Source organism: Proteus sp. G2300 (genome assembly GCF_009915965.1).
Classification (GTDB): domain Bacteria; phylum Pseudomonadota; class Gammaproteobacteria; order Enterobacterales; family Enterobacteriaceae; genus Proteus; species Proteus vulgaris.
This window is the reverse complement of sequence record NZ_JAABNK010000017.1, coordinates 1-12,958: the sequence shown is the minus strand read 5'-3', so window position 1 is coordinate 12,958 and position 12,958 is coordinate 1. Positions and strand designations below refer to the sequence as shown.

The 12,958-nt window shown below is 31.7% G+C and carries 13 protein-coding genes and 2 pseudogenes; 8 read left to right on the top strand and 7 right to left on the bottom strand.

All coding sequences use genetic code 11. The features are described from left to right. Positions 1 to 33: 33 nt before the first annotated feature. The 5 genes and pseudogenes from GWI97_RS09455 to hprR form a co-directional block, all read right to left on the bottom strand. On the bottom strand, positions 34 to 225 hold the full coding sequence (locus GWI97_RS09455; protein WP_004242485.1) for a YqaE/Pmp3 family membrane protein: 192 nt from the start codon (positions 223 to 225) through the stop codon (positions 34 to 36). An 820-nt stretch (positions 226 to 1,045) separates the two neighbouring features. After that, positions 1,046 to 1,657, bottom strand: a complete 612-nt coding sequence (locus GWI97_RS09450; protein ID WP_036937562.1) for a protein-methionine-sulfoxide reductase heme-binding subunit MsrQ — start codon at positions 1,655 to 1,657, stop codon at positions 1,046 to 1,048. Next, a pseudogene (gene msrP, locus GWI97_RS09445) lies at positions 1,657 to 2,661 on the bottom strand (protein-methionine-sulfoxide reductase catalytic subunit MsrP); the annotation flags it as partial. The pseudogene msrP and the gene GWI97_RS09450, both read right to left, overlap by 1 nt. A 115-nt stretch (positions 2,662 to 2,776) precedes the next feature. After that, positions 2,777 to 4,135, bottom strand: a complete 1,359-nt coding sequence (locus tag GWI97_RS09440) for a heavy metal sensor histidine kinase (protein ID WP_087802854.1) — start codon at positions 4,133 to 4,135, stop codon at positions 2,777 to 2,779. Beyond that, on the bottom strand, positions 4,110 to 4,802 hold the full coding sequence (hprR, locus tag GWI97_RS09435) for a response regulator transcription factor HprR (RefSeq protein WP_052038516.1): 693 nt from the start codon (positions 4,800 to 4,802) through the stop codon (positions 4,110 to 4,112). The genes GWI97_RS09440 and hprR overlap by 26 nt, the downstream gene beginning before the upstream one ends. A 518-nt stretch (positions 4,803 to 5,320) precedes the next feature. Between hprR and GWI97_RS09430 the strand changes: the two are divergent. Then, positions 5,321 to 5,566: pseudogene (locus GWI97_RS09430) on the top strand (DNA methyltransferase); the annotation flags it as partial. A gap of 984 nt (positions 5,567 to 6,550) precedes the next feature. On the opposite strand, the gene GWI97_RS09425 reads toward GWI97_RS09430, so the two are convergent. Together GWI97_RS09425 and GWI97_RS09420 are read right to left on the bottom strand one after the other, a co-directional pair. Continuing rightward, entirely contained in the window at positions 6,551 to 7,192 is a 642-nt protein-coding gene (locus GWI97_RS09425) for an IbrB-like domain-containing protein (protein ID WP_036937543.1), read from the bottom strand. A gap of 12 nt (positions 7,193 to 7,204) precedes the next feature. After that, a complete protein-coding gene (locus GWI97_RS09420; protein WP_036937537.1) occupies positions 7,205 to 8,431 on the bottom strand; it encodes a phosphoadenosine phosphosulfate reductase in 1,227 nt (408 codons plus the stop codon). Positions 8,432 to 8,735: 304 nt separating this feature from the next. Between GWI97_RS09420 and GWI97_RS09415 the strand changes: the two genes are divergently transcribed. The 7 genes from GWI97_RS09415 to GWI97_RS09390 all read left to right on the top strand — a co-directional run. Further along, on the top strand, positions 8,736 to 9,395 hold the full coding sequence (locus GWI97_RS09415) for a class I SAM-dependent methyltransferase (RefSeq protein WP_036937534.1): 660 nt from the start codon (positions 8,736 to 8,738) through the stop codon (positions 9,393 to 9,395). Between the two features lie 56 nt (positions 9,396 to 9,451). Further along, complete coding sequence (locus GWI97_RS09410) at positions 9,452 to 9,853, top strand: subtilase family AB5 toxin binding subunit (protein ID WP_052038515.1); 402 nt, start codon at positions 9,452 to 9,454, stop codon at positions 9,851 to 9,853. Positions 9,854 to 9,977: 124 nt separating this feature from the next. Further along, positions 9,978 to 10,313 carry a c-type lysozyme inhibitor gene (locus GWI97_RS09405; RefSeq protein ID WP_036937531.1) on the top strand — a complete coding sequence of 112 codons (336 nt, stop codon included), beginning with the start codon at positions 9,978 to 9,980 and terminating at the stop codon, positions 10,311 to 10,313. A 1,040-nt stretch (positions 10,314 to 11,353) separates the two neighbouring features. Beyond that, positions 11,354 to 11,857 (top strand): GNAT family N-acetyltransferase, encoded by a 504-nt coding sequence (locus GWI97_RS09400; RefSeq protein ID WP_036937529.1) that lies wholly within the window; start codon positions 11,354 to 11,356, stop codon positions 11,855 to 11,857. Between the two features lie 263 nt (positions 11,858 to 12,120). Beyond that, positions 12,121 to 12,333, top strand: a complete 213-nt coding sequence (cspE, locus tag GWI97_RS09395) for a transcription antiterminator/RNA stability regulator CspE (RefSeq protein WP_004244726.1) — start codon at positions 12,121 to 12,123, stop codon at positions 12,331 to 12,333. A 7-nt stretch (positions 12,334 to 12,340) separates the two neighbouring features. Next, entirely contained in the window at positions 12,341 to 12,481 is a 141-nt protein-coding gene (gene ymcF / locus GWI97_RS18380) for a cold shock small protein YmcF (RefSeq protein WP_418312483.1), read from the top strand. 187 nt (positions 12,482 to 12,668) lie between these two features. Next, positions 12,669 to 12,958, top strand: a 290-nt coding sequence (locus GWI97_RS09390; RefSeq protein ID WP_161681312.1) for an Hsp20 family protein, incomplete at its 3' end; no start/stop codon positions are given.

The following is a 12,958-nucleotide window of genomic DNA, read 5'->3' as shown; positions in this document are numbered from 1 at the left end:
AATCGATAGCCCCACATCAGTGGGGCTTAATCGTTAACCACCGCGAGACATTTTCTCAATTTTTTTATCCGTATTGTATTGAGAAAGCGCATAAACCGACCAGATAGCCGCAGGGATCCAGCCAATTAATGTGATTTGTAGGATAAGGCAGAAGATGCCAGCAAATGGGCGACCAATCGTGAAAAATTGTAACCAAGGTAGTAATAACGCCAGAATAAGTCTCATAAAACCCCCTCTATTATTCGAAATTTCAGTTTATCAATAATTAAATCAATAGCAAATAACAAGGAATATTGCATTTATTCAGGGTGAAAGTTTGCTTTTGTAGTGTTCATACCAAGGATTGAATTTATGGCGGGAGCATTAGGTAGATTAAATATTGATTTGACGCTGAATACGGCAAATTTCACAAATGCGATCAACCGTAGCCAGCGTTAAACAGAACAATTTGGGTAAAGTATTCGCGTCAGTCTTCAAGCTATCACCGTACAACAAGAGCGAATGTTATCGCAAGCCAATGCAACGGCGAATGCGGTAAGCCGTCCAAGTCGGTTCATATTGTCGCAATAAGATGAAAAAGAACCGTAGAATCTTTACTTCTAGAAAAGGAGAGGGTGATTTGTTCAAAAGTATCAAATAGCCATTTAACTCTATCTATAGTTGCATCTAATATATTTATTCCAAGAGGAATTTTTCGTTTACAGGACATAACTATTACCAAAATAGATTAGCCAATAGTATTAATAAATAAAAATATTGTATTGCGTGCTGGGGTTTTTAATTCATTTAATAGAAAATATAGTACTTGGGATGCATTAAGAAGTCTGCCAGAATTTGGTACAACAAATCAAATAGATCGTGATCTTCTTGGTTTACAACGTGTTAATGCTCCTGGGCGTAATTTTTCTATGGATATATCATTGTATTTCTAATGCTGAATTGATAGACAACTATTTAGTTTATTACAATTAGCTAAAGCCTCTTAAATGAGGCTTTAGCAAGATTATTTATATAATATTAGAATTAAATTGGTGGGTAGGTTATTTTATATATTAGTTGATTTATTTTTTTTCTGTTGCCAAAAGCGAAAAAGGTAAGTTAATCCAATAATAATTAGATAAATAATAGGCTCTGGTGTCGGCGATTTTAATGATAAAAAATAATGAATACAGACTAATAATAAGAGTGGATAAAATAGACTATGTATTCTTTTCCATTCTTGATTAAATTTATTTTTTAACCAATCAAATGAACTTATAGCCATCAATAATAAAATAACCCAACATAAAGCTCCTATAATAAGATAAATACGGGAAAAAACTTCGCTAAAAAAGAAAGTAATATTTTCCCAACCTATTTCAAGTAGCAGATAACTTGCTAAATGTAAATTAGCCCAAAAAAAACACCATAATCCTAATAGTTTTCTTACTTGAAATAATGTGTTTAATTTTAAGTAAAAGGCAAACATAGGGATCAGAGCTAATATAATTAATAAACGCAACGTTGTAATTCCAGTAAAATGCTGAATATCTTTTGAAGGATCTGCGCTGAAATTTTGCGTATAAATTGCATAAATAAGCCAAGTGAAAGTCAATAAACCAATAAGATGGAATATTGTTTTTAATAACTTAACTTTTATTCCATATATTGGTTGCATTAAAAATTTCTCCGTAAATCTAAATCTTTATATAAATGCGCTACTTGGTCGCCATAGCCATTGAACAATAATGTTGGTTGCCTTGTAACTTGGCCTAATCCACCTGTGCCTATAAAGCGTTCTGTTGCTTGTGACCAACGAGGATGGCTAACATCTGGATTAACATTTGCATAAAAACCATATTCATGCGGTGCCGAAAGATTCCACGTTGTTGGTGGGATTGACTCAGTTAAACGAATTTTGACAATGGATTTGATCCCCTTAAATCCATATTTCCACGGAACAACAAGGCGAATAGGTGCACCATTTTGGTTTGGTAAGGATTTTCCATATACCCCTGTCGCCAATAATGTGAGTGGATTCATCGCTTCATCGAGTCTTAATCCCTCGACATACGGGTATTGCAAACCGCCGCCAATGAAGCGACTATCTTGTCCACGCATCTCCTGTGGTGCATAACGTGTTTCAAAGGCAACATATTTTGCACGACTATTGGGTTCAACCAAAGAAAGTAAGCTCGCTAATGGAAAACCGACCCAAGGAATGACCATCGACCATGCTTCAACACAACGCATACGATAGATGCGTTCTTCTAATTGAAATTTACGATTAATATCGTCTAAGTTTAAAGTAAGTGGGCGATTAACTTCACCATCAATAGTTAATGTCCATTCTTCTGTTTTCATTGTGTGTGCATACTTAGCAGGATCGGATTTATTAAGGCCAAATTCATAGAAATTGTTATATCCGATTATCTTATCTTCATGAGTTAATTGTAATGAAGATTGATATTCTTCAGGTTGAATAAATTGTAATTCTTTACGGGATGATTTTGGTGTTGCTGGTTTGTTATCTTCAGTAAACCATGAAAATAAATCGGCTTTTACAGTGGATGAAACCGCTATTCCAGCAGCGCCGATACCTAATAATTTTAGTAAATTACGTCGTTTCATCATAAAAACAGATTCAGGTGTGATTTCTGATAGGTTATTTTTCCTGTTTTTTTTTCATGATGTTACCTCTACATAATTAAGAAGATATTTGATTGATAAGTTAATTATGCAGAGATGTTTTATAAAAAAGCTGACAAAAAGATGACAATTTTGTCATATCGCGTAATTAGCATGGAAAGGTTAAAATAAATACATTATGTTTTCCAATACGCTCGTAACTGACTTTACCCTCATGTAATGTCATAATCGCTTGTACAATTGATAAGCCTAAGCCATTTCCATCTGTTGTTCTTGCATTATCACCACGCCAAAAACGAGTAAATATTTGTTCTTGTTGATTCAATTCATCACCAATATTACTGATACTAATCAGTAACTGATTTTTTTCTTTTTTACATTGAGTGACTACTTGTGTATTAGCGGGAGAATATTTAATTGCATTTGATATGAGGTTCATTAATATGCGAGTAAAAAGTAAGTGATCTGCACTAACTGTTAATGTTGTAGGCTCTTTTAATAAGGTTATCTGTTTTTCTTCTGCATAAAATGAAAATAGGTTATAAATTTCATCAATTAGATCCGATAAGTTCAAGTTTTCTCTATTTAAAATGATATTTTTATTTTCAGCACGAGCGATAAATAAAATATTTTCAATTATTTTTGCAAGTTTATCCAATTCTTCAATATTACTAATAATAATTGATTCATATTCTTCTACGCTACGAGAGCGTTGTAACATAATTTCATTTTGAACTTTTATAGCGTTAATTGGTGTTCTGAGTTCATGAGCCAAGTCATCTGCTAATTGAGTTAGCTTTACAAAATCATTTTTTAACCTTTTTCTCATTATATTTAATGAGTCACCTAAACTTTTCAGTTCATTGGGAAGTTGTGAGATATTTATGGTTTGGCTAAGAGTATGTATGTCTGTTTTAGCCGTAATTTGGCTAAGAAAACGGATATCTCTTAATCCATGTTTAATTAACCAAAAACTTAATATTCCCATAAATAAAATAGAAGCTAATGAGATAATCAATATTTTACTTAAATATTCGCTTAGCATACTGATGCGCACAAAGGATGCTTTGGCGATCACTACATTTAACACGCCTATTGGTGATTCTATTGTAAAGTTAATAGCCGAAACAGGGACACCTGATTCTGTTTCCCAGGAGGTAATCATGTTTAAATCTATATTCTTTGTATCAGTAGTTTTTAGATGATCTGAAAATAAAATATCTGAATTAGTATCAACTAAAATTTTATTATTAGCATCCGTAATATAAATAATATCTTGTTGCATATCCATCATACGTTGAAAATAGATAGGTAATGTTTTGATATCAATTCCACTATTAATTAACTTTACTAATTGGTCTGCACGATTTACAAGTAAGGTATTATCACGAGATGTTAATTCATTTTTAAGCGATTGATAAAGTGTTAAAGACATAAAACCTGCATTTACAATCATTAATATGATAAATAAAGAGATAATTTTAAATCTCAGTGATTTTGTTTTCATTACTGACTCCATTTAGCCTATATCCCATTCCTCTAACCGTTTCGATTAATTTGATTTCAAATCCATCATCAATTTTTTTTCGTAAACGACGGATAGCAACATCTACAATATTAGTATCACTATCAAAGTTAATTCCCCAAATCTCGCTTGCAATTAATGTCCTAGGTAATATTTCATTAATATGTAAAGCAAAAAAAAGTAATAAAGAATATTCTTGGCGAGTCATTGGGATCTGTATATTATTACGCTCTACTTCATGACGAGATAAATTGATTTTTAAGTCAGCAATTTCAATAATTGTTGAAATATTTTGTTGAACTCTCAATTGATTTCTGACTCTTGCCAATAATTCTGAAAATGAGAAAGGTTTTACTAAGTAATCATTTGCACCTAATTCTAATCCTTTAACTCGGTCATCTATAGCATCCCTTGCAGTTAAACAAATTACAGGGACTGACTTTGATGTACGTAATATTTTTAAAATATTCCAACCGTTCATTCCGGGAAGCATGATATCAAGAATAATCAATTTGTAATCATTTTCTAATGCTAAATAGAGGCCATCACGACCATCATTCGTAATATCAATAGTATATCCAGCTTCTTCTAGCCCTTTTTTAACCCAATTGGCTGTTTTTTCGTGATCTTCAATTAAGAGTATTTTCATACTGATCCTCTTAAACTCTTTAGAATAGGTATTTTGTATTATTTTAAACCAGTCATATATAGGATTAATAGAGCTAATTAAATATGATAGTTTTTACTAAAAATGACCTTGTAATAATAGGTTTTAGAGACTCATTACATTGTTATTAAATAGTTTTTATGCAAAAGAGTAACCAACTGATTTTATTAGATAATTTTTTTATGGCAGTAGATTTCACTCGTTTTTGTATTCTTATTCTTAAGAAAAAATTGTAAAACTTATATATATTCGACTAGGGTTTAGCAATAATTTATGATGAATATGCTATAAAAGTTGAAGAGGATGAATGTATTTGCTTGGCTATTGAAACTAAAAAAGCCCACCGAAGCGAGCTTTTCTATACTTTAAAATGCACGTGCATTTCTCGTGCACTTTAAAGTCTTTTTATTGTCAGTGTGTAGTTCTGTTGGTTTATATAACTTATTGTTTTTGAAGGTTTTACTCTATCGCTGACCCATCAAATTTGGTGCTAGTGGGAGTTGGATCCCACTAATTGTATTGATTTGATAGTGACTGATCCCCCTTATTTTCGGGTTAAATCTTGCGCATGGGATAATCAATGGGCAAATGAAGCAGAATACTTAGCGTGGCTAGATGACGTATTAACTGAGTTTTGGCGAGTATTGAAACCAAATGGAAGCTTGTATTTATTTTGTGGCTCTAAGCTTGCCTTTGATACTGAATTATTAGTAAAAAGGCGATTTAATATGATTCACCTAATCGTATTATTCATTTACCCGTCACGATGGGCGGAAGAACTTATAGAGTAACACATTTTGATCGGTTGTTTACCAGCAAAGGTATTCGCTTATTTCGTTGGAGTTCATTAGATTTTAAGCGAAAATTTAGTGTTCATAGCAATCCTATATTACTCACTACTTTAGGCTATAATATGGGAAAACTGATCCTAATATTGAAAAAATATAATAACGAAGAATCAGCTAGTGAAAATATTCAATAAATTAGATTAATGCTCTAATTAAAAATAGATCATTTTTTCATTATATAGGTCATTACTGCAATTTTCTTTACTCTAAAGAATAAATTTAGTGATATTTTATTTTTAATGCAATCATAGATAGTAATTACTAAACTCATGGTGAAATAAATAAAAACTAAAACTAAGAATGAATAGAATAAATGAGGTGTGGATCCTGATGTAATTATGCAAATGAAAACTATAGTAAGTGAAATAAATAATCCTTCAAATAAGATACAATCAAAGATAAATGTGTCAAAGAACCATTTTTTAAAACTTTCTTCTTTATTGGCTTGGTTGTTATAAGTTTGATTTATTTTTTTATATCTTTGTTCGATAAGTTGTTCATTATTTTATCTATATCGAATTTTTTCATTATGTTTTTATCTTATAATTATATTTATGAAATGATACTTTTTAATAAAAAGGATTTTAAGTGCAATTAAAACGAAAATCAATTGTATTAAGTAACACCAGTGCCATTACTATAGCCTTAAGTCTTATTAGTTATTTGGAAGGAATAAAATACAAATCCTATTATGATGTTACGGAGTTTTGACGTTTTGTTATAGCCATACTGGCAATGACGTTATTCAAAGTTGAATATACAAAATCTCGCTTCGGTGGTTTTTTATTGTGATGTTAGCCAGTTTAAGTCGGGTTAGCGTCTTAAGCATAAAACCACCCGCTATGCGGGGGGATGATTTTATCGGTAGAAAACAATTATTTCTTATTTTACTGTCCAAGCTTCTGAGAAATGGCGCTTTGAAAATAATTCTGCTAACCCACTGATTTGTTTTAAGCGTAATACTTCATCTTGTGACATACCTAGCTCATCACCAATTCGTTTATCGCTCCATCCTAATCGGGATAGATCTCTAACTATATCTGACATAGCTGCGACTTGATGCTGTCCTCTTGCTCGATTATGACGAATAGTTGTTGCTATTTGCTCTGACATTGTGTGATTTTTAACATCAAGGAGGGTGACTGGTAAATAATTATTAATTCGTTTTTTTAAGGCACTTTCTTTACTTAATAGATAACGATGATAGCCATCAACGATTTGCCATTGCAATTGTTTAGTTTTATTTTGCTGTGCAGATAATACTACAACGGGTTGAGTATAACCGTCTTTTATCAATGAGGTTTTGAGTAATCTTTTTTCTGTTGGAGACATAACATTAGGATTGTAGTCATTTGCTATGACTTGATTTTGCTTTATCCAAAGAACACAATCTATAGGTTCATTTTTGAACGGACTAATTTGATGAAGAAATAGTTTGATTTTGTTAATAGCTTCGATTTTTTGCTCATCATTTAGTTTTAGTAGATAATCTTTTAGCGAAGAAAATACTGTTTCAATAGTCATATTCACCTCTTGTTAAATCAACTGCCAATTTTTACGTTTTTCTTGTATCCGTTTGCAATATCGGTCATAACAGTGTGATTTGGTAGGACTAAATGCTAATGTTCTACACCAAAAATCATTACGTAAAATAGTTTTACAGATCCGTCGCCAAGACGGGATTTGTTTACTGCTAGTATCACCGTCTTGTTCATCCGGTATTCCATTTGGGTAATTTCGCTCTGCATACCAATGGAGATAAACTGCGATTTTATTTCGATAATGTTCGGCAGTTTGTTCTGGTAAGCTCGCTAGTAAAAAGTGGGCGTAAGATTTCCATGTATGATGGGCGGGCTTGCTAATTTTGCGTTGCCCAAAAAAACCTGATTTATTACGAGGGTGAGTGTATAACATACCTGCATCAGCACCACTCACTCGTTCACAGGCGAGACTCCACGTCTCAGGTTCTAAAACATGGTATAACCATAGCCCTTTGCGTTGTTCAGGACCAAATGGCTCACAAATACGCATTTGACTTAAACTAACTCCAGCTTGGTGCATTAGATCATAAATAGAATTATAGGGCAGGTTAAAATGTGAAAGGTATGTCCAGATATCTTTTACATGCCAGTCATAAATAGGATAGGCCATATAATAAAAACCTTCGGGTGATGCCGTTGTCCATGGGATGTCATCGGCATAACGTAGTTTTTTGTTGTTATTAATAGCAATAAAGCGATTTAATGATTCATCAGTTCTAATTCCTAATAAAATGACTGAACTACGATGATTTCCTGTGATCCACTGATTAAATGCAGGTGTGAAGTCTTCAAAAATCATATTTGGATGATAAAAAGGGAAAAAACCAGGATCAGTAATGGCATCTTTAGGCGGTTGTCTTACCCATTTTTTGCCAGGTTCCCATGCTGTCCATGTGGGTTCATATTGTGAGATCCCGCTTTCCGTCGTGATAGGTAATGCTATCCAGTAAAATCGCTCAGTACAGTCTTCATACAAAGATTTCATGTTTGTAACATGGTTAATGGTCGCAGAGTATTGCACTTCCCAATCAAGAAACATGACGTTGAATTTTCGATGCCGTTTTCTTGCTTCAGCGGCAACAAGATGAAAAAGAACGGTAGAATCTTTACCTCCAGAAAAGGAGAGAGAGATTTGTTCAAAAGTATCAAACAACCATTCAATCCGTGTTTGAGAGGCATCTAACACATTTTTTCCAAGAGGAATTTTGTGTTTGCAAGACATAACTATCACCAGAACAAGTTAGTTAATAGTATTATTACTTAATCATATTTAGATTATAAAGGTAAGTGATGATTGCTAGTTGTTACTGAGGTTTATTTGAAAAAATTGAACAATAAATTATATCTTATTGTAATTATTGATAATATCTAGTAATGAAAAATTTTTTATGATTAATAAAAATTAAAGTAAGTAATGATTTGGTAGATAATTTTATTAAAAATATTTCCTGAGTCATTATTCGGTATTTTCAACTATTCATACAATAGATAAAAAATAAAATAGTCATTTTATGATAGGGTATTGTATGACATTAAGTACACATGATGGAGCCAAAGTATATACACCTGTGTCATTGAAGCTATATGATTGGTGGGTACTTAATATTTCTAATAGCTATGCATGGCACTGTGATACGAATAAATATCTAATTCCGCATTTTAAAAATTATCTCAGTGATCGCCATATGGATATTGGTGTTGGAACGGGATTTTATTTAAAAAAATCATTAAATTATATAAAAGAAATCTCACTGACTGATCTTAACTTCCACAGTTTGGAACATACTAAAAAGTATATACCTGGTGATAAATTAATAAATTGCCTCCAGCATGATATTTTTCATCCTTTTTCTAATGAATTAAATGCATCTTATAATTCTATCTCCTTGTTTTATTTACTACATTGTTTACCAGGAACAATGAGAGAGAAGAAAAAAGCGATAGAGAATATCAGGTATCTACTGACAGAAGAAGGGGTTTTATATGGCACAACAATTTTAGGTAAGGGAGTTAAGCATAATTTTTTTGGTAAAAAATTAATGTCTGTTTACAACAAAAAAGGTATTTTTTGCAATTATTCTGATTCGGTAGATTCTTTGGAAGAAATACTTTCTTCTTTATTTCATGACATCTCTATACATGTCCAAGGTACTGTAGCTTTGTTTACAGCGAAGAATAAAAAATAATATGAAATATTATTCTGGATTAGAGGCTTTTTATTTTTATTTTCTTAAGGAACAGTATGTTATTACGTAGTCTGTTTTTTACCTGTTTATTATTAACACCAACGGCATTTGCCACAGATACGTTAAGTCATAATATTGAATATTATTCTAATGTTACGTTAACTGATTTTAATTCGGGAAAAATTGAAGATGGTCGATATTTTTGTGTTAAAGCCATGAATTATGGTGGTGAATTTATCGCCTGTGCAGTATCTAATAAGTCAGATTGGGCTTCTTCTTATGAGCACTTTTTTCAGCAAGCTCATTATTACTACACAACGGGGAAAAGCTTTAGGTTATATGTTCAACCTAATGTTTGGACACATCCCAAATTTACTCGAATATATTCAAATAAAGCGATAGCAGGATTCGCTAGTTGTCATAATAATCGTTGTATGGGGCCAACAAAAGACAATTAATTGATTAATATTCAATTTTATAAATTGGATAAATCCCATTAGAGTTTCAGGTAGAATTTTTTAAATTAATAAAGAGTAAATGAATACTCTATAAACGCTAACTTAATGATATTTAGGAGACTATATGAAATTTTTATTTAGATGTGTTTTTTTTGTTGTAGGTATTTTGTCTTCTAGTTTTGTCATGGCAGATAATGCCGATGAGATAACTAAAATTTCTTATGTATGTGAAAATAATAAAGTGATGGAAGTTATCTATGTAAATACAGCAAAAGATAGCTATGCGATTATTAATCAAATGGATGAAATGATCCCAATGAAAATCATGAAAATGGCTTCTGGTGCAAATTATGAGGCGATAAATAAAAATTACACCTATAAGCTTTATACTAAAGGTGATAATGCCGATTTAGTTGAAGGAAAAGATAAACCAGTATTGAGTGGTTGCAAAGCTGGTTAATTATCACTAGTTTTATTGAAAATCATTTAGCGTTCTTATAGAGGTCACTTCGGTGACCTTTTTCGTATAAAAAGGCAAGTGTGAATATTGAGTAAGACATAAATATTCATGCACTATCAGTACATAGAACGACCTGTGTGACAAACTTCTGAGTTACAAAAACTGCTCTCTGATATAAAAAGGCAACGAGCTGTGGTGATGACTTAAAGCATGATACACGCTAATTCATTAATTAAAATTAAGCTTTATGTTTTCACTTATAATTCACTCACACTAGCATCAATGGACGCTTCTTTGGAGTGACTAAGCGTATGGAAATATTAATTAAGATACTTATGAAACGGCTGGCTTAAGGGCATTTTTGGACAGTCTCTCATTATATGAATGAGGACTTGTTATAAGGATGGTGTATAAATATTAAGTTGAGTTATAGAGTGTAATTAATAACCATTTATACCCTTTTTATGAAGGTTTGTTGTAAGTAAAACAATAATTATTGATTATTAAACTTTTATTTTTGATAAAAAAATCCCCCAAGGTGAATTGGGGGAAATGAGTTATATATAATGACATAGGAAAAAAGATTATGAGGCTTTTTTATATTGTAAAAACTTACAAATCGCAATGATATCTATTAAATTTTATTGATATGCAGTAAATAAATATCAAATTGTTTTAATATTGAAATAATGTGCTCTTTATGTTTTTTTATTCAAAATTGTAAGGGTAAAAAAAATCCATCTGAGAAGATGGATTAAGAAATACGCACATCAATCATATAATGAAGAGAACATATCTACCAAATAAAACAACAAAGTTAAGTGAGATCTGATAGCATCTATGACATTATTATTAATAATCTAAATAAGAAAAAAACACAACAACTATACAATAGTAATGTTATTTTTTTATATAAAAATATCAATATTTTTTATTTTAACTTCAATAAATAATATTTATTGTTGAGTTTATTTAGTATTTATTGATTGTTAAGTATGCAGGGAGTTATAGTGATATAAAATATTTTATTAGGGATACTTATGGAATTTGTTTTTACAAAAATAACTAAAGATGATTGGCCTTTTTTTAGTCGTTTATATGGTTCAGAAAAGGCCATGCAATTTATCTCAGTCTTGATGACGAAAGAGCAGATCAGAGAAGCATTTAATAGTCGTTTACCCGAATGGAACTTATCATCATCACATTGGTTATGTTTTGTTATTCGCAGTAAAATAAATAATACTTGTCTAGGTTTGACGGGGCTAAGACTTATTTATCAAGGTGGAGAAGTAATCGCAGAAGTGGGTTATATCCTATCTCCAGAAAAAACAGGAAAGTCTATAGGGACAAAATCTTTAGCTCAATTATTAAATTTACCTGAGTTGGCTAGCTTAAAAAAATTTCAAGCTATTGTTACTGCTGGAAATATAGCATCTGAACGTGTATTAGAAAAAAATGGTTTTATTCTTACTGAAATTCTTAAGAATAATTATGTTATAGGTGATGTTATTTTTGATGATCATGTTTATACATTAATTAAATAGAAAAAGTTATCTAGAGGGTGTTCCACATAAGAAAAAATAGGCCCTCAAAATAAAGTTTGCTATCTGAATTTTTCTATGGCTTAATAGCGTCACTGGTTTGGAAGTACAGACCTATTTATGTTAGTAAGTTTAAAGTTGTTCCCGTTTAGCGTTATCCTCGATACCTCTTCATTGTGAATTCCTTCTAATTAATTCCCATAAGTAAAAATACAAAACAAACCGCATATGCCTTATGGCAAATTAAATCAATTAAAGGAAATTCTATGTCTAATACAATGACTGGTACAGTAAAATGGTTCGATGAAGGTAAAGGTTTTGGTTTTATTACTCCAGCTGATGGCAGCAAAGATGTCTTCGTACATTTCTCTGCAATCCAAAGTGATAGCTTCAAAACATTAGCGGAAGGCCAACAAGTTTCATTCACCATGGAAAATGGTATGAAAGGCCCAGCAGCAGGCAACGTGGTGGCTCTCTAAAGGCGCTATTACTATTCGCCTCTATTTTAAATGCCCTTGTTGTAGTGGTTCACAATATAGAACATCACAATTTGATGTCACAGTGAACAATCCACACGGCGCAAAATGTATCTTTTGCAAAAGTGTGATGACAGCTCAAATGAGTTAAGCATTAAATAGTTGAATATATAAAACCTCGCTTCGGCGGGGTTTTTTGCTATCTGCAATCTCATATTGGTTGGTTAAAGATAAAAAAATGAGTTTTTAGGGCTTGAAAAATTTTTGTTCGTTCATATTTATATTTTGGGCAAATAAGATACCGCCCATAATTCACTAAATACTGAAGGAGGAGTTATATGCCTAACATTAAACCTTTTTCATTATTCCCAGCATTATCTGACAACCTACTGTCAAACCGCTTTGATCAGATAGATCGCCTGTTTAGTCAGTTAACAGGTAGTAAGCCTATTGCATCACCAATTCAGACCTATAACCTGAAACAGATTGATGATAACCATTATGAACTGACAGTGAGTGTGCCTGGATATCAAGAAGATGACTTATCGGTTTCATTAAAAGGAAGTCGTTTATTGATTGAAGGGAAAAAAGAAGAAAAATCAGAAGAAGACAATGATAAATGGATCCA